Source organism: Lentzea alba (genome assembly GCF_047445655.1).
In the GTDB taxonomy this organism is placed as follows: domain Bacteria; phylum Actinomycetota; class Actinomycetes; order Mycobacteriales; family Pseudonocardiaceae; genus Lentzea; species Lentzea alba_A.
On sequence record NZ_JAJAEG010000008.1, the window covers coordinates 237831 to 258971 of the forward strand.

The following is a 21141-nucleotide window of genomic DNA, read 5'->3' on the forward strand; positions in this document are numbered from 1 at the left end:
CCAGGCCGAGGTCGTCGTCATCGGCGGCGGGGTGATGGGGACGTCCATCGCCTTTCACCTCGCCGAGGCAGGCGTCCGGGATGTCGTGGTCGTCGAGAAGGACGAGCTGGGCTCCGGCTCCACCTGCAAGGCAGCGGGTGGAGTGCGCGCCCAGTTCTCCGACGAGCTGAACATCAGGCTCGGAGCCCGATCGCTCGAAGCGTTCAAGCGCTTTCCGCAGCGGCCCGGGCAGGAGATCGATCTGCACCAGGTCGGCTACCTGTTCCTCCTTTCTTCTCGGGAACACGTCACGGCGTTCGAGCGCAACGTCGAACTCCAGAACTCCCTCGGCGTACGCAGTCGCATGCTGACTGTCGAGGAAGCGCACCGGATGTCGCCGTTGATCGAAACGGACGGCCTGCTCGCGGCGACCTTTTCGCCGGACGACGGACACTGCACTCCAGAGTCCGTGGTCCTCGGCTATGCCACCGGAGCCCGCCGATTCGGGGTCCGTTTCCACACCAGAACCACCGTGACATCGATCGTAGGGACGGGGTCTGACACTTTTCGCGTGCAGACCGACCGCGGGGAGGTTTCAGCGGGCAATGTGGTCTGCGCGGCCGGCGCGTGGTCGCGGTCGATCGGCGAGATGGTGGGCGTTGACCTGCCGGTTTCCCCGTTGCGACGGCAGATCATGTTCACCGAGCCCATGCCCGAACTACACGATCGGGTGGTGCCCTTCACCATCGACTTCGGCAGCACCTTCTACTTCCACCGCGAGGGCCGCGGGCTGCTGTTCGGCATGTCCGACCCGGAGGAGACGCCGGGGTTCAAGATGGACATGTCCGACGCCTGGCTGCCGCGCCTCACCGAAGCGATCGGAAGGCGCGCGCCGAAGTTGTTGGACGTGGGTGTGCGCAACGGGTGGGCCGGACTGTACGAGGTGACGCCGGACCACAACGCGTTGATCGGCTCGGCCGGGCGCTTCTTTTACGCCACCGGTTTCTCCGGGCACGGCTTCCTGCAGGGTCCCGCGGTCGGTGAGGTCGTGCGCGATCTCGTGCTGGACCGCGAGCCCTTCGTCGACGTGTCCAGTTTGGACGCCTCCCGGTTCGCCGCCGACCAGGCGCGGCCGGAACTCAACTGCGTGTGAGGAATGCGATGGACGTTCTCCAGCTCATGGACGAGTGGGGGCCTGAGAAGGTCGTCTGCGTGTCCGACCGGCGCACCGGGATGAAGGGTGTGCTCGTCATCGACAACACCGCGCGCGGCATGGGCAAGGGCGGCACGCGGATGAGTCCGCACGTGACCGTCGCCGAGATCGCCCGTCTCGCGCGCGTGATGACGTGGAAGTGGGCCGGGGTCGATCTGTTCTTCGGCGGTGCGAAGGCAGGGATCGTGTTCGATCCTGCTTCTCCCGACAAGGAAGCGGCGCTGCGGGCGTTCGCGCGCAAGCTCTCGAACGAGGTGCCGCGCGAGTACGTGCTCGGGCTCGACATGGGGCTCACCGAACGGGACGCCGCGATCGTCCAGGATGAACTGTCGGACCGCGGCGCTATGATGGGCGCACCGGCTCAACTCGGCGGTCTTCCGTACGACGAGCTGGGAGTCACCGGGTTCGGCGTGGCCGAGGTGGCGGACGAACTGATGGCCCTGCAAGGCAAGCGGGTCGCCATTCAGGGTTTCGGTGCGGTTGGTGCCGCGGCAGCTCGGCGTTTCACCGAGCTGGGTGCGGTGGTCGTTGCCGTGTCGTCGGTGCACGGCGCGTTGGTGGATCCCGACGGTCTGGATGTCGCGCGGTTGTTGAAACTGCGGGACTCCTCCGGTGATCTCGCGGTCAAGGAGTACGGGACCGTGCGGGAGCTGGGTGCCGAACTCCGGGTGCCGTGCGACGTGCTGGTGCCGGCCGCACTGCAGGACGTGATCGACGCGGACCTCGCGGGCGTGCTCGACACCACCCTGGTGGTCGAGGGCGCGAACCTGCCGACTTCCGTTGCGGCGCAGGAGGTTCTCGCGGCGCGCGGGATCACGGTCGTGCCGGACTTCATCGCGAACGCGGGCGGCGTGGTCGCGGCGGCGTTCGGGATGGACGCGCGGTACTCGCCGTTCCCGGTGAACCCCGCGACGGTGCTGGACGCCGTGTCCTCGAAGCTGAGGGCCAACGCGGCGAACATCGTCGTCGAGGCGCGGAATCGGGGCACCACAACACATGTCGCCGCGCGCGAGCTTGCACAGGAACGGGTGCTGGCCGCGATGAAGCTGCGGGGGCGGGTCGCATGAGCGCGCGCGACGATGCTCTGAACGACGCTGTGAACGCCGCGGCGAACGACACCGACGCAGCACCCGACGAACCGCGTACCGAGGCGAACCAGGCGACCGCGCAGGAGCCGGGTCGCACGGGCTCGCTCGATGGCGTCGTGATCGCGGACTTCAGCCGGGTGCTGGCGGCCCCGTACGCGACGATGATGCTGGGCGACCTGGGTGCCGAGATCATCAAGGTCGAACAACCAGGCCGGGGCGACGAGACCCGCACGTGGGGTCCGCCGCACCACGAGGGCGAAGCCACGTACTTCTTGTCCGTCAACCGGAACAAGACGTCCGTGCAGATCGACCTGTCCACGAACGCCGGCCGTGAAAAGGCACGCGAGCTGATCGCGCGCGCCGACGTCGTGGTCGAGAACTTCAAACCGGGCACCATGAAGAAGTTCGGGCTGGACTACGAGTCGTTGGGGCGTGACGACCTCGTCTACTGCTCGATCTCCGGCTTCGGCTCGGGCAAGGGCGCCGACCTGCCCGGCTACGACCTGCTGGTGCAGGCCGTGGGCGGGTTGATGAGCGTGACCGGGCCCGGTCCGTACGAGCCCGTGAAGACCGGTGTGGCACTGGTGGACGTGCTCACCGGGTTGCACGCGTGCGTCGGGATCCTGGCGGCGCTGCGGCACCGGGAGGCGACCGGGCAGGGTCAACTGGTCGAGCTGGACCTGTTGACGGTGTTGTTGTCCAGCATGGTGAACCAGAGCGCGGGCTTCACGCTGGCAGGCTCGGTGCCGAAGCCGATGGGCAACCGGCATCCGTCGATCGCGCCGTACGAGGTGTTCCCGACGATCGACCAGCCGATCGTGCTCGCGGTGGGCAACGACCGGCAGTTCCGCCGGCTGTGCTCGGTGCTCGACGTGCCGGAGCTGGCCACGGACGAGCGGTTCGTCACGAACGCCGACAGGGTCGAGCACGTCGACGAGCTGTTCGAGATCCTCTCGGCGCGGCTGCGGACGCGTCCGGCGCAGCACTGGTTCGAGACCCTGACGCCCCTTGGCGTTCCGTGCGGTCCGGTCAACGACATCGCGCACGCGTTCGCGTTGGCCGAGTCGCTGGACCTCGACCCGACCGCGACGATCGACGACATGACGCTCGTCGCGAACCCCATCCGCCTTTCGCGCACGCCGGTGTCGTACCGGCTGCGCCCGCCGAAGCTGGAGCAGTGACGTGCAAGACCCGTTGGAGCTGCTGGACATCCCGTCGTTGCTGAGCGACGAGGAGCGCGACATCCAGGCCACCGTCGCGGCGTACCTGTCCGATCACGTGCGGCCGCACGTCGCGGGCTGGTTCGAGGAGGGCGTACTCCCCCGCGAACTGGCGCGCGAGCTCGGCAAGCTCGGCGTGCTCGGCATGCACCTGGAGGGCTACGGGTGCGCGGGGACGTCGGCGCTGGCGTACGGGCTCGCGTGCCTGGAGCTGGAGGCCGTGGACAGCGGCATCCGCAGCTTCGTGTCCGTGCAGGGCTCGCTGTCGATGTTCTCGATCTGGAAGTACGGGTCGGAGGAGCAGAAGCAGGAGTGGCTGCCGCGGCTGGCCGCCGGTGAGGCGATCGGCTGCTTCGGGCTGACCGAGCCGGACTTCGGCTCGAACCCGTCCGGCATGCGCACGCGGGCCGTGCGCGACGGCTCGGACTGGGTGCTGAACGGCACCAAGATGTGGATCACCAACGGCGGCCTGGCCGACGTGGCGACGGTGTGGGCGCAGACCGAGGAAGGAATTCGAGGATTCCTCGTTGCCCGCGGTACGCCCGGATTCTCGACGCAGGACATCAAGCACAAGTTGTCAATGCGAGCATCGGTCACCTCCGAACTCGTGCTGGAGGACGTGCGGCTCCCGGAAAGCGCCCGACTACCCCTCGCCACTTCCCTGCGTGCTCCTCTTTCATGCCTGAACGAGGCGCGGTTCGGGATCGTGTTCGGTGCCGTGGGTGCCGCGCGCGATTCGTTGCAGGCGGCGTTGGACTACTCCGGCACGCGCATCCAGTTCGACCGGCCGATCGCCGGGTTCCAGCTCACGCAGCGCAAGCTGGCGACCATGTCCGTGCAGGTCAGCAACTCCATGCTGCTCGCGCTACACCTCGCGAAGCTCAAGGAGGCCGGCACCCTGAAGCCCGAGCAGATCAGCATGGGCAAATACAACAACGTCGAGGCGGCCATCGCGATCGCACGGGAAAGCCGGACGATCCTCGGTGCGAATGGCATCTCGCTGGAGTACTCACCCTTGCGGCACGCCAACAATCTGGAATCCGTCCTCACCTACGAGGGCACTTCGGACATCCATCTGCTATCCATCGGCCACGCGTTGACCGGAATCGCCGCATTCCGCTGATCGTTCCCCCTATCCTGCACTCGCCGTCGTACGCGGGTTGGAGGATGCTCTGCAGGAAGAGACGAACAGCCGCAGTGACGCGCGCCGCAACCGCAAACGGCTGCTGGATGCGGCAACGCACGTGCTGCGGGCTGAACCAGCAACGGCGACCATGCAGTCGATCGCACGCAGGGCCGCGCTCTCGCAGGCGACGGCGTACCGCCACTTCCCGTCGTTGGAAGCGCTCGTGAAGGCCTATCACGAGGACGTCATCACCTCGTTGGCCGAGCACGGCGAGCGGTCGCGCAAGGCCGGCAAGGAACTGTTCGAGCACCAGGTCTCGCGCTGGGTGAAGATGCAGAACGTGCACGGTCCGGTGATCGTGCGGTTCTGGTCCCAGCGCGGGTTCCTGGAGCGGCTGCAGTCGGCCGATGCGGTGACAACGTTGTCCGGCAAGGCGTGGGACCAGGCGCTGCGCGGGGTGCTGATCGACCTGGCGCTGCCGGACGTGCTGTTGTCCGTGGCGCAGTTCCTGCACAGCGCGATGTTCGACCCGAGAGAGATCATCGACCTCACGAAAACCGCCGGACTGCCTGACGAGCAGGTGGTCCGGCGGCTCTCGGACGCGTTCTACGGAGCGTTGCGCGGGTGGGCTAACACACCGTGACGCGCTTGAGCTCCGACTTGATGTTGGGGCGACCGTCCAGCGGGTTCTCCCCCGCGATGCCACCGGCGGCGATCTTGTCGAGCGTCTTCAGACCCTCCGGCAGGATCGTGCCGAACACCGTGTAGTTCGGGCGCAGGATCGAGTCGCTCTGCACCAGGAAGAACTGGCTGCCGTTCGTGTCCGGGCCGGCGTTGGCCATCGCGAGCGTGCCGCGCGGGTAGATGCGACGCTGGCCGGTCGGGTCGTTCGGCGCGGGCTGCAGGTTGGTCGGCAGCTCGTCCTTGTACTTGTAGCCGGGACCGCCCTCACCCGTGTTGGACGGGTCGCCGCACTGCAACACCTTCAGCGTCGGGTACGCGGTGAGGCGGTGACACTCGGTCCTGTCGTAGAACCGGTGCTCCGCCAGGTGAACGAAGCTGTGCACCGTGCACGGCGCCTGGGCGCGGTCGAGGATCATCGGGATGTTCCCCTGGTTCGTCCTGACCTGGACGAACACCTTGCCCTTGGCACGCTTGGCGTCCTTGGGCACGGGTACCGGACGAGCGGGAGGTTCGTCCGGCGTCCGCGTGATGCCGCAGTCGATCTTGGCCTGCACTTCCGGCTGTGCTTCTTCCTCTTGGGCGGAAGCCGTTCCAGTCGTGATGAATCCAACGGCCAGTGCCGCCACTGCCAGACCAGCTGCGATTCGCCTCATGCGCGATTCCTAGTGGAGCTGACGGTGACGCGGCAAGGTTTAACGGATCACTCAGTTGTCGGTGTCCTCGGTGATCTCGTACTCGCACGTGGCTTCCTTGCCGGCGTTCGAGATCTCCTTCTCCTTCTCGACGCGGAGCTTGCACGTCACCTGGTTGTCCGACTTGACCTTCAACGTGACCTTGCCGAGCGCGTTCGCCAGCATCGCGCGGTTCTTCACCGGCAGGTCGACCGTTTCGGTCTGCGAGCTGCCACCGGGGACGTTGAGCGTCATCTCGGCCTTGCCGCTGCCCTCGATGTCGTAGAACGCCTCGTAGGTGTAGCTCTTCTGGCCACAGGCCGCGAGCGCCAGCACTGGGATGAGCAGGAGGAGTTTCTTCATGGCTCGAATTCTGGTGACTCGACGGGACGGGAGCTTCTGTCCGCAGACCGGTTCCGGGTCCTACTTTTGGCCGACCAGCCTGGCTTCCCAGGCCCAGGCGGCGATCTCGACGCGGTTCCGAGCGTCCAATTTGGCCTGAACGCTCGCCAGGTGCGTCTTCACCGTGCCGATGGAGATGAACAGTTCCTGTGCTATCTCCGCGTTCGTCTTGCCGATGGCGGCCAACCGCACGACGTCGAGTTCACGCGCGGAGAGGTTGTGCGGCTGTTGCGATGTCGGCGTGTGCATGTGCTGCAACAGCCTGACGGTGATCGACGGACTGATGAGCGCATCGCCCGTTACGGCCGCACGGACAGCTTCGATGAGCAGGTTCGGACCGGCGTCCTTCAGAAGGAAGCCGCACGCGCCGTTCTTCAACGCTGTGTGTACGTACTCGTCGTGGTCGAACGTCGTGCACACCACCACGTGCACGTCGCTCGCGATCTGTTTGAGCGCTTCGAGTCCGTCCATGCGGGGCATGCGGATGTCCATCAACGCGACGTCCGGCTTGGTGCGCCGGGCTTCCGCGACGGCCTCGACGCCGTCCTGCGCCTCCGCGACCACCTCGATGTCGGGCTCGGCCCCCAGGATCATGCCGAACCCGGTGCGCACCATCGCCTGGTCGTCCGCGATGAGAACCCTGATCACGCAGTCGCCTTTCCTGTCGGGAGTGCGGCGTCGACGACCCAGCCGCCGTCGATGCCGGGACCCGCTTTGATCCTGCCACCGAGCGCCTGCACGCGTTCGGTGAGTCCGATGAGGCCGAAGCCGTTGCCCTGCCTGGCGGGCCTGCCGTCGTTGGCGATCTTGACCGTGACCCAGTCCGGTGTGGCCTGGATCTGAACGTCCACTCTGGTCGCTTCCTGAGCGTGTTTCCTGATGTTGGTCAACGACTCCATGACCACGCGGTGGACCGAGCTGGCGACTTCGGGCGGCAGGTCGCCCGTGTCACCGTGGACCTGAAGAGTTGCCCGTGGTTCGGCTTCGATCAACGGCTCGAGGTCGACGATGCCCGCGACGGGTGCCACGGGGGCGTCGTCGCGGAGCATGCCGACCATGCGGCGCATGGCGGTCATGGCCTCGCCACCGGCTGCCTCGATCCGTTCGAGGGCCTGTTTCGCCTGCTCGGGGTTGCGTTCGACGATCCGGCTCGCACCCTGGGCCAGCACGACCATGCCGGTGATGTGGTGGCCCACGAAGTCGTGCAGGTCCCTGGCGAACTCGGCCTTCTGCTCGGCCTTGACCGCCGCGACCTGCTTCTCGCGCGCGCTGGTGGTGAGGCGGACGTAGCCGACGGCCGCGATCACACCGGTGGCGACGACCAGCAGGCCCATCAGCTGGATCCAGTCGCCCTGCGACGTGCCGTTCTGCAACGGCTGGGTGATCACCGCCGCGACGACCCAGGCGACGAGCGGTGCGTCCCACCAGGTCCTCGCGCGGTGCGTGGTGATGATCAGGACGATCAGCAGCGACGCGGTCTCCGTGAGGCCCCAGTTGCCCTCTTCGACCGGGTTGACCAGGGTGAACGTCAGCGAAGCCGTCGCGGCGACGAAGGTCGGCAGGCGGTGCGGCCGCAGCCACGCGAGCGTGGGCAGGACGACGCAGGCCAGGGCGGCCCAGCCGATCCACGGGTAGAGGCCGGGTGTCTTGAACACGCCGTACCACTCGTCCACGAACAACAGCGCGACGAGACCCGCGAGCGCGCCGAACTTCCAGAGCATGCCCATGACCTTATGCACTTGTGGGCGTCGCGCAGATCGGCCGAAAGACAGAGGCGGGCCGTTCTGAGGAGGGAGGTTCTGGCTCGTCATCTGCCGTTTTCTGGGTGTCGTGAACAACTTCGCTTCCGCCGCGGTCGACCTCGTGAAGGTGTACGGCTCCGGCGACACCGCGGTTCGAGCACTCGACGGGGTGACGGTCAGGTTCCGGCCTGCCGCGTTCAGCGCGATCATGGGGCCGTCCGGGTCCGGCAAGTCGACCCTGATGCACTGCCTGGCCGGGCTCGACACCGCCACGTCCGGCTCCGCGCTGCTGGGCGGGAAGGACCTGACGCGACTCTCGGACAACTCGCTGACCCGCGTGCGGCGGGACCGGATCGGGTTCGTCTTCCAGGCGTTCAACCTGTTGCCGACGATGACGGCCGAGCAGAACATCCTGCTGCCGTTGAACCTGGCCGGCCGGCGTCCTGATCGCGCCTGGTTCACCCAACTCGTGGAGGTGCTGGGCCTGTCGTCACGACTGACGCACCGGCCGTCGGAGATGTCCGGCGGGCAGCAGCAGCGCGTGGCGTTGGCGCGTGCGCTTGCCACACGGCCAGAGGTGATCTTCGCCGACGAACCGACGGGCAACCTCGACTCGCGCGCGTCCGTGGACGTGCTGAACCTGTTGCGTCAGGCGGTGCGCGAGTTCGGCCAGACGATCGTGATGGTCACACACGACGACAGGGCGGCCTCCTACGCCGACACCGTCATCAGGATGGCCGACGGGCGTGTCGTGCAGGCGGTCGCGGCATGAGGAAGTTCCTGCCCGTTCTTTCCATCATGATCGCGGCGTTCTTCGCCTACTCGACCGTGCTGGCGAAGGACATCACCGAACGCTCGCTCGCGGTCAAGGCCGCTCAGCTGGTCGAGGTGTTCGCGTTGCTCGGCGCGTTCGTGACGGTCGCGATGATCGTGGCCGCGCTGGTGTCCACGTCCACCTTCCGGATCGTGTTCGCCCAACGGATGCGAGAACTGGCGTTGTTGCGGGCCATCGGCGCCACACGGGGCCGACTGGCGCGCGGGCTGGTGGTCGAGGGCGCGACCGTCGGGCTGCTCGCGTCGGTCGCCGGCGTCGCGCTGGCGGCGGGGGCCGGTCGGCTGGTGCCCGTCTTCGGACTGGAGGCGCCCGGCTTTCCGGTGACGCCCGCGTTGATCGTGGTCTTCGGGTCGTTCGTGCTGACGACGCTGGCCGTGCTGGCGCCCGCGTGGTCCGCTGCCAAGGTCTCGCCGCTGGAGGCCTTGCGGACATCGGCGGTCCAGGACACCAAGAGCCGCATCGGCGGGGCGCGGTGGTTGCTCGGAATCCTGATGGCTTCAGGAGCGGGTGTGCTGCTGGTCAACGTCACTGTCGAGGGGCTCGCCTCCACGCGGCGGCCGAGCGGCATGACCGAGGACCTGTTGCTGCGCACCACGATCAGCGGCACCCTGGCGTTCGGCGCGTTGATCACGCTCGGGCCCGCGTTGATCTCACCGGTCCTGCGGTTGATCAGCATTCCGTTGCGGCGCAGCACGATCGGCTCGCTGGCGATGAGCGGCGTCGGCGGAGCGCCACGGCGTGCCGCGTCGGTGACCGCGATCGTCGCGCTCGGGGTCAGCCTGATCATCGCGACGCTGACCGGCGCGAACACGTTGCAGGGACTGGGCAAGGCCGAGATGGCCGGCGCCTACCCGGCCGACCTGGAGATCACCGGACCGGTCGACGCACGGGCGTTGCAGGCCGCCGGGCTCACGGACGTGCTGCCGTACCGGCGCACCGAGATCACGGTCAACGGGCAGCTCACCATGCAGGCCACCGATCTCGACATGCGCGGGCTGCGCGACCTCTCGGACTTCCGCGTCGACACCGGTTCCCTCGGCGACATGGGGCCGCACAAGATCGTCCTGTCGACCTACACCGCGAGCAGGCTCCAGGTCTCGGCGGGAACGCAGGTCGACGTCAACGGGGTGCGGATGACGGTCGCGGCGACGGTGTTCGGTGGCGTTCCGCTCGGCAGCGCGTTGGTGCACTCGTCTGATGTGGACGGACCTGTTGCCGGTGCGTTGGCCAACGGCGCGAAGGACCGGGTGCCCGCGGGGTTCGAGGTCGAGTCGCTCGCGGAACGTCGCCAGGCCAAGGAGAACTGGTTCACCACATTGGTCGCCATCGCGGTCGGATTGCTGTTCCTCACCATGTTGATCGCGGTGGTGGGGGTAGGCTCGACCACGGCGTTGTCGGTGCTCGAACGGACCCGTGAGTCCGGTCTGCTGCGCGCGATCGGCTTGACCCGCAATGAGCTCAGCCGCCTGATCACGACCGAGGCCGGTCTGTACGGGGTCGTCGGCGCGGCGATCGGGCTCCTCGTCGGCATTCCCTACGCCTGGCTGGCCATCATCTCGCTCGGCATCGAATGGCCGTTGCAGGTGCCCGTGGTGGCCGTGAGCCTGGTGGTGCTCGCGTTGGCCGCGCTCACAGCAGGCGCGGGGCTGCTGCCTGCCCGTCGCGCGGCGCGGGTGAGCCCGGTGTCCGCACTTCACTCCATCCAGTGACGTGTGCCGAGGACCAGACCGGGTACCCGAACTCCATAGGGAGGTGATGCAGTCATGGGCTTCGATGAGCTGAAGAACAAGGCGAAGGACCTGATCGGCCAGCACGGGGACAAGGTCGACCAGGGTGTTGAACGTGCCGGGCAGTTCGCCGACGAGAAGACCGGCGGCAAGCACAGCGAGCACATCGACAAGGGCGAGGACAAGGTCAAGGAAGGCCTCCGGAATTTCGGCGACCAGCAGCAGTGATCTTCCTTTGATCCCTTGGTGATCGCGCGAAACCGGTACCGGGGAAAGTGATGCCTCCTCACCGTTGACAGGCCTGCCACCATCATCCGTGGGAGCGCTCTCATGCGCTCGTTCGGAGGGTTGGCAATGAGGCTCACTCGACCACGAACATCCTCTGTACTGGCCGCGGCCACCGTGCTCATCGTGGGCACGCTGGTCGCGGTCGCACATGACACGAAGGCCGCGCTTCCACCTCCCCCCGCCGGGTGGACGCAGGTGTTCGGCGACGACTTCACCGGACCGGCGAACTCGTTGCCCAACGGCGGCAACTGGCGGTTCTCGCTCGGCCACAGCTATCCCGGTGGACCGGCGAACTGGGGCACCGGCGAGATCGCCGCGCACACCAACAACCCCGCCAACGTCTCACTCGACGGTGGCGGAAACCTGAGGATCACTCCACGTCGCGACGGCGCGGGCAACTGGACGTCCGCACGCATCGAGACCAACGCGCAGAACTTCAAGGCACCTGCCGGTGGCGTGATGCGGATGGAGGCGCGGCTCCAGATGCCGAACGTCTCCGGCGCCGCGGCGCTGGGGTACTGGCCGGCGTTCTGGGCGCTGGGCTCGCCGTACCGCGGGAACTGGTGGAACTGGCCCGGTGTCGGCGAGTTCGACATCATGGAGAACGTCAACGGCGTCAACCGCGTGTGGGGCGTGCTGCACTGCGGTGTCTCGCCCGGCGGGCCGTGCAACGAGAAGAACGGCATCGCGAACAGCCGTCCGTGTCCGGGCACCTCGTGTCAGGGCGGTTTCCACACGTACCGGTTCGAGTGGGACGCCTCGACGTCACCGCAGCAACTGCGGTGGTACGTGGACGGTGAGCTGTTCCACCAGGTCAACCAGAACCAGCTGCCCGCGGACACGTGGAACCAGATGACCGGGCACGCCGGGTACTTCATCATCCTGAACATCGCGATCGGCGGCGAGTTCCCGGACAACTACTCCGGCACTCGCACACCGGGTCCGGGGATCGTGCCGGGTATTCCGATGATCGTGGACTACGTGGGCGTGTGGACTCGCGGATCCGGCGGCGGCCCGACGACCACGACCACTCCCCCGCCGACGTGCGGGCCGCTGCTGTCGAAGGGCCGGCCGACGGCGGCGTCCAGTGTGGAGAGCGGGAACCAGGCGGCGGCGTTCGCGGTCGACGGCAACGCGGGAACGCGCTGGTCGTCCGCCCACAGCGAACCGCACTGGTGGCAGGTCGACCTCGGGTCGGTCCGCGCGCTGAGTCGCGTGCGGATCAACTGGGAGGCCGCTTACGGCCGGGCGTACTCGATCCAGCTGTCCGACAACGGCAGCTCGTGGCGGGACGCGTACACGACGTTCGCCGGCGCGGGCGGCGTGGAGGACATCGGGGTTTCCGGTAGCGCGCGATATGTGAGGTTCAACGGCATGAACCGCGGAACGGTCTACGGGTTCTCGTTCTGGGAGTTCGAGGTGTTCGGCGCCTGTGGCACCCAACCGACCACCACAACGACGCAACCTCCGGGTGGCGGGGCATACCCAGCGTGGGCGCCTGGGACTGCTTATGCGACTGGTTCGCGTGTGAGTTACGCCGGATTGGACTATCAGTGCCTGCAAGGGCACACGTCGATAGCGAGCTGGGAACCGCCGAACGCGGCATCTCTCTGGCAACGCCTCTGAGTCACTTCCGCGATCCCGGCGGTCCGGTTACCGTCGTTCGCCGGGATCGCGGAGGTGAAGGTGGATCCGAGCGGGGTGACGAGAGCTGCACGGCTGACCGCACTAGCCGCGTTGTGCCTGGTCACCGTCGTTTTACTGCTCCCGGCAGCGATCAGCGTGAGCACCGGCGGGGCCGCCCCGGAGTTCCTCGGCGATTTCGGCCGGTGGTTGTGGCCCTTGGTCGGCGCGATGGTGCTGGTCGCGATCGGTCTCGCGATCTGGGAACGTGTGCGCGGTCACGAGACCAGCAACCGCACCGCCGCCCTGGACCGGGTCGAGTCGAGGGTGAAGGCCCTGCTCGCCTCCTCCTTGGCCGCGCAGGCGCAGATCAAACTCGGCGTGCTGCGGCAGCCGAAGCTCGCCGTGCGGCCCGAGGGCGAGGCGATCTCCTCCTCGGACCTGGAAGCCGTTTACGACCGTCTCGGCCACACCATGGTCCTCGTCGGACCGGTCGGCAGCGGGCGTTCGACGTTGCTGCGCGAGCTTTGCCTCGTACTGGTCGAGCGCGCGCGTAACGACCCGGAGGCGCCTATTCCTGTCGTCGTGGACTTGGCGACGTGGCGCGCGTACGGCACCCGCAAGCCGACCGAGTTCACCGCGTGGCTGCTGCGCGAGTTGAACCGCAGCTACGGCATCAGCCGCTCCGCGGGCACGATCTGGCTGCGCCGCGGCCGAGTCGCCGTGCTCATCGACGGCTTGGACGAGGTGCCGCGCGTCGACCGCGCGCACTGCGAGTCCGAGCTCGCGCCGTTCGCCTCCGTCGTGTCGTCGACCGAGCCGATCGAGAACCTGCCGTCGGTGTTCGTCGAGCCGTTGTCCCGCGGCCAGGTGCTGGAGTACATCGCGTCGGTCAGCCCTCGGCTCGACGGGCTGGAGTCGGCCCTGACGCCGTCGATCTGGGAACGGCTCGACTCTCCGTTGGCGCTGAACCTCTTGGCGTTGACACACCTGGACAAGCAGGTCGACACGATCGGCAACGACTTCGTCGGCTCGTTCGTCGTGGAAAGGCTTTCCGCCCAACGAGCAGCAGGCCCCACGATCCGCGCGTTGAAGTTCCTCGCACGGTTGGGCCGGCCGGATCTCGGTGCGCCCGTGCACATGCCTCACCGCCGTGCGTGGCTTCCGCTACTGCCGACGCGTCCGTTGTGGTTGCTGTTCATTCGCGCGGTGCCTGCCGCATATGCCGGTGGTGTGTGTGCGGTGGCGTTCATGACGGGACTGCGCCTCGGATTGTTGTCCGCGTTGGTGTTCGTGGTCGCGGCTTCTCTGTTGCTCGTGTTGGTGAACAGACTGCCGCGGGTTTTCCATCCGCCTGGGCGAGCGCACGGCATTTTGACGGCCGGACTTGGATTCCTGGCCGGCGTGCTCATGGGGTTGTTGGTGGGGCTCGTCGGATTGTGGCTCGGCGGTATCGGCACGCCGTGGCCGTATTTCGTGGCGTATGTGTTCGTGGTGGTGGCGTCGTTCTTCTTGGCGTTGGGATTCGTGCCGGGTGATGCGCCCATCCCGTGGTCCGTGTTGATCGCCGCCGCACCTGGCGTCTCGATGATCTGGGTCGGTCCCTATTCCGTGCTGGCGGGTATGGGAGTCGGGTTTTCCGCCGGTGTGGCGGGCGGTGTGTTCGCCGCGGCGGTGGGACGCGTGTGGCGCACGGTGCGCCCGGTGCAACAGCAACGCATGCGGCTCGGCCGGTACTGGTGGATCCAGCCCGCTGTTCCGGTGCTCGGCTTGGTCGGTGTGCTGGGCGGTCTCGGCACGATGGGATCCTGGGGCACCGCTTTGGGTGTGGCGCTGGGGTTGTTGGTCACACCGACCGCCGCCCGCGACTACGTCTGGCCGTTCGACGCGCTGGCCGAGGTGGCTGCCGAGGGCCTGACCCGGCCACTGTCGCTGGGCGAGTTGTCGTTCCGCCGCAAGGCTTTGCTGCATCTTGCGCAAGACCGGCTGCTGCTCACGCGCGTCGACGGCGAGTACCGCTTCGCCCACGTGGCCCTGCGCGATCATTTGGCATCGTGCGATCCGACGGCCCTGGTTCGCGCCACGCGTCGTTGAACCTTCCCGATCCGCGGGCCGTACGGCCTGAAAGAAAGGGTCGGGTGTTGCACATGCGCTGGTCGAGGGGCTGGATCGCGGCCGCCGGGGTGTTCTCGGTTGCCGCGGCCATCGGGGGTACGGCCTTCGCCCTTGCCGGATCCGGTTCTCCCGTGGCGCAGTCGGGACCGGCGGGCAAGGAGGTCTGCGCGGGGCAGCCTCTGACGTATCAGAATTCCTCCGGACCGGCCGGGGTGTTGTCGGACAAGTTCCCCATCGGCACCGAGTTGCGGATCTCCAACCTGGCCAACGGGCGAACGGTGACATTGCCTGTTTCCGGAGTCGCGTCTTCCTGCGCGTTGCTGAACACGGCGGCTTTCGACCTGGTGCAGTCACCGAATGCGGGACGGGGCGGTGAGGAAAGCGTTCTCCGGCGGGTTCGGATCGAGATCGTCGGGAACGCGCCGGCGCCCGTTCAGTCCGCCACCCGTTCTTCCGGGCCGCGGGTTCGGTCTTCCGGAGTGGTCGGGCAGGTCGTCTGCGACGGTGCGACGGTTGGTTTGTCCGCGGTGGGCGGGGCTGCCGGTGCGTTCTCGTCGCAGCTGCCGATCGGGACGTCCGTGCGGGTGACCAACCTGGACAACGGCCGGCAGACCACCGTGCGGATTGTCGGGGTCGGTTCATCCTGCGTGGTCTTGAACAGCGCGGCATTCGCGTTGGTCGGCGAGTCGGGGAAGAGTGTGATCAAGCGCGCTCAAATCGAGAAAGTGACCTGACGAACGTATGCTCCTCCCCTCGACCTGGGGGCGTGAGCATGTTCCGACGTTTTCTGATCTTGGCTGTCCTGCTGGCGGGGTGTTCCGCGCAGGAGGCGGCGCCGTCACCTTCGTCCGCGCCGCCGACCTCGTCCTCGACCGTGTCGGTGCCGGACCGGTGGAACCAGTTGGCGCTCCGAGCCCAGTCGGCCTACGTGTCCAAGGTGGCGTTCGAGCCCGAGACGCCGTGGAAGGAGGACTACCCGTCCGGTCCTGGCGGGTACGAGCACGGGAGGCCGGAGGTTTCCGAGGTGTGTGGTGACACCAAGATCAGCGCTGGGTTCAAGGTGACGCGGACCAGGCAGTGGCGCGGGGAATACACGGCGCTGCTGCAGCACGTGCACGCGTTGTCCGAGCAAAAGGCAACGGACCTGGTCGCGGAGATCCGGTCGAGGTCCAAGACCTGCTCCACCTACGTGGAGACAGAGGGCAGGCCGGCGCTGACCGTGACCCCGGACCTCGTCGTGCCCAGGCTGGCGGGCCTCGACGACTCGTACGCCGTCTGTGAGGCCACTCCGGACGCGGGACAGCACATCGACTACTGCTCGGCCTACCTGGCTAGAGGCGACCTCCTCGTCACCGTCGGCACCAGCGCCGTGTCGGACGATCCGGGCTACGCCCGGTACCTGGCTTGGCAGCAACTGCTGAAGATCGCGCCGGTCGCGGCTCAAGTGCTGGCCGCAGCCTGACACCTCACCAGTCCATCGGCTCGTCCGGCTCCTCCGGCTCCGGCCACTCGTCCTCGCCCGCCTCGCCTGAACCCCACGCCGCGCCGCCCTTGGTCGTGGTCTTCGGCTTCGGCTTCGCGGCCGAAGGCGCTGCCGGTGCGGGACCGCCGCCTGCCACCACCTCGAGGATCTGCTCGCCGTACTTCGTCAGCTTCGCCTGGCCCACTCCGCTCACGTTGCCCAGATCGGCGAGCGACGTGGGGCGGGAGGCCGCGATGGACTTCAGCGTCGCGTCGTGGAAGATCACATAGGCTGGCATGCCCTGCTCACGGGCTTGCTGCGCGCGCCATTCGCGCAGGGACTCGAAGAGCCCGGTGGCTTCCGCGGGGAGGTCGACCTTGACCTTGGCGGCGCCCGAGGAGGCAGTCCGGGTCGACGAACGGGCCGGGGTCGGGTCCTTGCGCATGTGGACTTCGCGCTTGCGGCCGAGCACGTCGGCGCTCGTCGGGGTCAGGACGAGCGTGGAGTACTCGCCCTCGACCGCCAGGAGACCCTGGGCCAGGAGCTGGCGGACGACGCCGCGCCACTCGCTCTCGTTCAGGTCCTCGCCGATGCCGAAGGTGCTGAGCTGGTCGTGGTCGAACTGGATGACCTTGGCGGTCTTGCGGCCCAGCAGGATGTCGATGGTCTGACCGGCGCCGAACTTCTGGCCGCGTTCGTTGCGCAGGCGCCAGACCGTGGAGAGGACCTTCTGGGCGGCGACCGTGCCGTCCCACGACTCCGGTGGGGTCAGGCAGGTGTCGCAGTTGTTGCACGGCACGCCGGACTCGCCGAAGTAGTCGAGGAGGCCGGTGCGGCGGCACGTGATCGTCTCGCAGAGGGCGAGCATCGCGTCCAGGTGCGTCTGGGAGCGGCGGCGGAAGGCGAGGTCGCCCTCGGACGAGTCGATCATCTTGCGCTGCTGGACGACGTCGTTGAGGCCGTAGGCGAGCCACGCCGTGGACGGGAGGCCGTCGCGGCCCGCTCGGCCCGTCTCCTGGTAGTAGCCCTCGACCGACTTGGGGAGGTCGAGGTGGGCGACGAAGCGGACGTCCGGCTTGTCGATGCCCATGCCGAACGCGATGGTGGCGACCATGACCAGGCCGTCCTCGCGCAGGAACCTGGCCTGGTTGCGCTGGCGGACCGAGGAGTCGAGGCCCGCGTGGTACGGGAGAGCCTCGATGCCGTTGGCCACCAGGAACTCCGCGGTCTTCTCGACGGAGGCGCGGGAGAGGCAGTACACGATGCCGGCGTCGCCCTGGTGCTCGCCGCGCAACAGGTCGAGCAGCTGCTTCTTCGGTTCCTTCTTGGGAACGATGCGGTACTGGATGTTCGGGCGGTCGAAGCTGGAGACGAACTGGCGGCCGTCGCCCAGTTCGAGGCGCGTCAGGATCTCCTTGCGCGTCGCCTCCGTCGCCGTGGCGGTCAGCGCGATGCGCGGGACCTTCGGCCAGCGCTCGTGCAGGTGCGCCAGCGAGAGGTAGTCCGGGCGGAAGTCGTGGCCCCACTGGGAGACGCAGTGCGCCTCGTCGATCGCGAACAGCGCGATGTCGCCCTGGTCGAGCAGTTTCAGGGTCGCCTCGGACGTCAACCGCTCGGGAGCCAGGTAGAGCAGGTCGAGCTCGCCCTGGACGAACTCCGCCTCGACCATGCGGCGCTCGTCCCACGACAGCGAGGAGTTCAGGAAGCCCGCGCGCACGCCGAGAGCGCGCAGGGCGTCGACCTGGTCCTGCATCAGCGCGATGAGCGGGGAGATCACCACCCCGGTGCCCGGCCGGACCAGCGCCGGGATCTGGTAGCACAGCGACTTGCCGCCGCCGGTCGGCATCAGCACGAGCGCGTCGCCGCCCGAGATCACGTGCTCGACGATGTCGGCCTGGTCGCCGCGGAACTCGGGGTACCCGAAGACGCGCTGCAGGACCTGCAGCGCGTCTCCGTGCTCGGTTGAACCCATGGGGGCGATGCTAGCGAGCAGCACCGACAGTCCGGGGAGCTAACCCAGGGCGGTCTTCGTACCAGCGGAAACACTGGTCGCCGTCAGTTGGTCGTTGGACGCTGACGGGACAGAGCCGCGCAACGGGATACGCACCGACGTGTCCGCCAGGTCGACGGTCAGCCGGGGCAGCTGGCTCGGCCGCGTGGTCGCGCTGGAGTCGGTGCCGCCGATCAGCAGGCCCAGCCGGTGCCCCGCCGGGATCACGTGGTCCGTTGTGGACAGTCGGAACGTCATGCGGTACTTGGCTCCCGGCGTGATGGTGCGCGGGGCCGACAACGACGCGTAGTTCGCGAGATCGGCCCACCCGCGCGCGATCACCTGTGCGTCGACGTTGCCCGCCGTGGCTTCCGTGTTGCGGTAACAGGCGTCGTCGCCCGCGCGGCTCTCGCCCCAGCAGGACTCCGTGCTCAAGGTCCGGATGCCCTCACCGGTCCGCACCCGTGCCGGGCCGAAGTCGACGAGGTACGCCGTCAGGTGCGCGGTCGACGTCGACGACGACACACCCACCGTGAACGACGAGGTGCCCGCGACGCGCAGTTCCGACGTCAGCGGTGCCGTCGAGTAGATCACCCGGCCGGTGTTCGAGCCGGAGAGCCAGCTCGACGGGGTCGCGCTGCCGTTGTCGGTGAACGCGGCCGTGCCCGTGCCGACTGCCGTGCCGAGGCCCGAAGAAGAAGGACGCAGCACGGTGCTGACGGTGCCGGCGGGTGGCCACGTCTGGTCGTCCGCCCACTGGTCCGGCGCGCGCTCTGCAGACACCTGAGCCTCGTTCTCGATGCCATTCGGAACGTCCAGCAGCCAGCGGTCGAACCACCGGTGCAGGGTTGAGACCCACTCAGCGCGGCGGAAGTCGAACGGGTCGACGTGCGCGGTCTGCGAGAACCAGAGCTTCTTCGGGACCGATGCCGGCAGTGCGTCCCAGAACTGGCCGTACTGCAGCGTCTTCACGTTGAGATCGTTCTGGCCGTGGATCGCGAACACCGACGCCTTCACGCGTGAGGCGTTGCGCACGAAGTCACGTGCCTGCCACATCGCTGTGTAGTCGCCGTTGGAGGGAGCACCGTTCGTCATCGCCGTGCGCACCGCACCGCATCGTGAGCGCGCGTTGGAGTTCTCGAACCGCGAGCCGAGGCTGGTCGGCGTGCCGAAGCCGGTGAGGGCGACGCCGTCCGAGCGGAACCAGTCGTACCAGGAGCTGATGCCCGCGATCGGCACGATGGTGCGCAGGCCGTCGATCCCGGTGGCCGCCGCGCCGTTCGCCACTGAGCCGTCCCACGACTTGCCGATCATGCCGACGGCCCCGGTCGACCACGCCGCGGACTTCGTCGTGGTGCCGGTCAAGGTCGAGTAACCGGTGCGGCGGCCGTTCAGCCAGTCGATCACGGCGGTGGCGGAGGTGATCTCCGACTGGCCGCCGACGTCGACGCAGCCGCGCGACCGGTTCGTGCCGAGGAAGTCGACCAGCACGACGGCGTAGCCGCGCGGCACGAAGTAGTTGTCGTAGAAGAGCGGGAACTTCACCGGCACGCCGGCGGAGTCGTAGGTCTTGACCTCGCTCTCGTTCCCGCGGCCCGTGCTCTGGTAGTACGGGCTGGCCTCCATGATCACGGGCACACGGCCGGTGGTGGAGGGTCTGATGATGTCCGCGGTCACCCGGTCTCGCGTTCCGTCTCCGTCGAGGTCGAGACCTGAGTCGACGTAGACGGTCTCGCGGACCGCGTCGGCCAGCGAGTGGATCGGCGCGGACACGCCGCCGGACAGGGTGAACGCCGGTGTCGCCGCTGTGGCAGGGATTGGCGTGAGGGTCAGGGCCCCTGCTAACGCCACTACAACACGAACACGCTTCATGAATTTTCACACTAAGGAGTGGCGAGATCACTCGTCAGAGCCGAAAGGATTGATCCGCCGCGGTTGCGTCGACTACGCCCGGTGGCGAATATTCGACCTTCGTGAGCTTCACCTTCGAACCCGCGCGCACCCGCGTCGTCTTCGGGCGCGGCACCGCTGCCTCCGTGCGCGCCGAGGCCGAGCGTCTTGGCGCGAAACGAGTTCTGCTCATCGCGCGGCACGGTGGCGATCGGGTGGCGAACGAGCTCGGGCCGTTGCTCGCGGAACGGTTCACCGGCGCGACGATGCACACGCCCGTCGAGGTCACGGAGCGCGCGCTCGCGTTGTTGCGCGAGCACGGCGCGGACTGCGTGGTGTCGGTCGGCGGCGGATCCAGCACGGGCCTGTCGAAGGCTCTCGCGGTACGCGCAGGTGTCCCGCAGATCATCCTTCCGACGACCTATGCGGGTTCCGAGGTCACACCGGTACTCGGCGAGACGGCTTCAGGGCTGAAGAAGACACGGCGTGATGCAGCGATCCAGCCGAACACGGTGATCTACGACGTCGGCCTCACGTTGGACTTACCGCTCGATGTCACGGTCACGAGCGCGTTGAACGCTCTCGCGCACGCGGTGACCGCACGAGGCAATGAGAACCCGTTGATCGACGCCATCGCGACGAAGGCGATCGAGGGCGTTTTGCACGCTTTGAGCGGAAATCCGTCCACTGTGGATGCGCGCACGGAGCTGCTGCAGTCGGCGTGGCTCGCGGGCACCTGTCTCGCGTCCGTCCCGATGGGACTGCACCACAAGCTCGCACACGTCCTGGGCGGCTCGTTCGGACTACCGCACGCCGCCACACACACGGCGTTGCTCTCCCACACGGCGCCCGCTGATCTGTCCAAACGCATCCACGACACGGCAACGCGGTTCGGTGCCGCGACCTCGTTGCGGGAGCTGGGCATGGCGGAGTCCGATTTGTCCAGTGCCGCGGAGATCGCCGAGCACCCGGACGCACTGCGGGTGCTGACGAACGCTTGGCGGGACGCGCCGGCGGACTGATGGGTTGTCATTCTTAAGGCTGATGTTCACACCTCTGAATAGAGACGAACCTCCGATGCGAACC

Annotated in this window: 19 protein-coding genes; 13 read left to right on the forward strand and 6 right to left on the reverse strand. The window is 67.7% G+C overall.

Going from position 1 to position 21141, the window contains the following annotated elements:
• Positions 1-34 precede the first annotated feature (34 nt).
• Genes LFM09_RS15600 through LFM09_RS15620 form a run of 5 tightly spaced genes read left to right on the forward strand, consistent with a single transcriptional unit; the run spans position 35 to position 5269 of the window.
• On the forward strand, positions 35-1132 hold the full coding sequence (locus tag LFM09_RS15600; protein WP_414097228.1) for an NAD(P)/FAD-dependent oxidoreductase: 1098 nt from the start codon (positions 35-37) through the stop codon (positions 1130-1132).
• Between the two features lie 8 nt (positions 1133-1140).
• Positions 1141-2259, forward strand: coding sequence for a Glu/Leu/Phe/Val family dehydrogenase (locus LFM09_RS15605; protein WP_414097149.1), 1119 nt, complete (start codon positions 1141-1143; stop codon positions 2257-2259).
• Entirely contained in the window at positions 2256-3461 is a 1206-nt protein-coding gene (locus tag LFM09_RS15610) for a CaiB/BaiF CoA transferase family protein (RefSeq protein WP_414097150.1), read from the forward strand. The genes LFM09_RS15605 and LFM09_RS15610 overlap by 4 nt, the downstream gene beginning before the upstream one ends.
• A gap of 1 nt (position 3462) precedes the next feature.
• A complete protein-coding gene (locus tag LFM09_RS15615; protein ID WP_414097151.1) occupies positions 3463-4623 on the forward strand; it encodes an acyl-CoA dehydrogenase family protein in 1161 nt (386 codons plus the stop codon).
• Between the two features lie 37 nt (positions 4624-4660).
• Positions 4661-5269, forward strand: coding sequence for a TetR/AcrR family transcriptional regulator (locus LFM09_RS15620; RefSeq protein WP_414097152.1), 609 nt, complete (start codon positions 4661-4663; stop codon positions 5267-5269).
• Here LFM09_RS15620 and LFM09_RS15625 read toward each other — a convergent pair.
• Genes LFM09_RS15625 through LFM09_RS15640 form a run of 4 tightly spaced genes read right to left on the reverse strand, consistent with a single transcriptional unit; the run spans position 5256 to position 8104 of the window.
• A complete protein-coding gene (locus LFM09_RS15625) occupies positions 5256-5963 on the reverse strand; it encodes a peptidylprolyl isomerase (protein ID WP_414097153.1) in 708 nt (235 codons plus the stop codon). The two genes, LFM09_RS15620 and LFM09_RS15625, sit on opposite strands and share 14 nt — an antisense overlap.
• Positions 5964-6014: 51 nt before the next feature.
• Positions 6015-6344 carry a hypothetical protein gene (locus LFM09_RS15630; RefSeq protein ID WP_414097154.1) on the reverse strand — a complete coding sequence of 110 codons (330 nt, stop codon included), beginning with the start codon at positions 6342-6344 and terminating at the stop codon, positions 6015-6017.
• A 60-nt stretch (positions 6345-6404) separates the two neighbouring features.
• Positions 6405-7031, reverse strand: a complete 627-nt coding sequence (locus LFM09_RS15635) for a response regulator (protein WP_414097155.1) — start codon at positions 7029-7031, stop codon at positions 6405-6407.
• A complete protein-coding gene (locus LFM09_RS15640; RefSeq protein WP_414097156.1) occupies positions 7028-8104 on the reverse strand; it encodes a sensor histidine kinase in 1077 nt (358 codons plus the stop codon). The genes LFM09_RS15635 and LFM09_RS15640 overlap by 4 nt, the downstream gene beginning before the upstream one ends.
• Before the next feature lie 109 nt (positions 8105-8213).
• On the opposite strand from LFM09_RS15640, the gene LFM09_RS15645 reads away from it, so the two are divergent.
• The 7 genes from LFM09_RS15645 (at position 8214) to LFM09_RS15675 (ending at position 16175) form a co-directional block, all read left to right on the forward strand.
• On the forward strand, positions 8214-8897 hold the full coding sequence (locus LFM09_RS15645) for an ABC transporter ATP-binding protein (RefSeq protein ID WP_414097157.1): 684 nt from the start codon (positions 8214-8216) through the stop codon (positions 8895-8897).
• Entirely contained in the window at positions 8894-10669 is a 1776-nt protein-coding gene (locus LFM09_RS15650) for an FtsX-like permease family protein (RefSeq protein WP_414097158.1), read from the forward strand. The genes LFM09_RS15645 and LFM09_RS15650 overlap by 4 nt, the downstream gene beginning before the upstream one ends.
• Before the next feature lie 54 nt (positions 10670-10723).
• Positions 10724-10915 (forward strand): antitoxin, encoded by a 192-nt coding sequence (locus tag LFM09_RS15655; RefSeq protein ID WP_414097159.1) that lies wholly within the window; start codon positions 10724-10726, stop codon positions 10913-10915.
• 183 nt (positions 10916-11098) lie between these two features.
• Positions 11099-12601, forward strand: coding sequence for a discoidin domain-containing protein (locus LFM09_RS15660; RefSeq protein WP_414097160.1), 1503 nt, complete (start codon positions 11099-11101; stop codon positions 12599-12601).
• A 75-nt stretch (positions 12602-12676) separates the two neighbouring features.
• Positions 12677-14692, forward strand: coding sequence for an NACHT domain-containing protein (locus LFM09_RS15665; RefSeq protein ID WP_414097161.1), 2016 nt, complete (start codon positions 12677-12679; stop codon positions 14690-14692).
• 53 nt (positions 14693-14745) lie between these two features.
• A complete protein-coding gene (locus tag LFM09_RS15670; RefSeq protein ID WP_414097162.1) occupies positions 14746-15447 on the forward strand; it encodes a hypothetical protein in 702 nt (233 codons plus the stop codon).
• Positions 15448-15485: 38 nt separating this feature from the next.
• Positions 15486-16175, forward strand: a complete 690-nt coding sequence (locus LFM09_RS15675) for a hypothetical protein (RefSeq protein WP_414097163.1) — start codon at positions 15486-15488, stop codon at positions 16173-16175.
• A 4-nt stretch (positions 16176-16179) separates the two neighbouring features.
• On the opposite strand, the gene recQ is transcribed toward LFM09_RS15675, so the two are convergent.
• Together recQ and LFM09_RS15685 are read right to left on the reverse strand one after the other, a co-directional pair.
• Complete coding sequence (gene recQ, locus LFM09_RS15680; protein WP_414097164.1) at positions 16180-18147, reverse strand: DNA helicase RecQ; 1968 nt, start codon at positions 18145-18147, stop codon at positions 16180-16182.
• 39 nt (positions 18148-18186) lie between these two features.
• The gene (locus LFM09_RS15685; RefSeq protein ID WP_414097165.1) at positions 18187-20037 is read right to left on the reverse strand and encodes a Xaa-Pro dipeptidyl-peptidase; all 1851 of its coding nucleotides are present in this window, start codon (positions 20035-20037) and stop codon (positions 18187-18189) included.
• A gap of 101 nt (positions 20038-20138) precedes the next feature.
• On the opposite strand from LFM09_RS15685, the gene LFM09_RS15690 reads away from it, so the two are divergent.
• The gene (locus LFM09_RS15690) at positions 20139-21077 is read left to right on the forward strand and encodes a maleylacetate reductase (RefSeq protein ID WP_414097166.1); all 939 of its coding nucleotides are present in this window, start codon (positions 20139-20141) and stop codon (positions 21075-21077) included.
• Positions 21078-21141 lie beyond the last annotated feature (64 nt).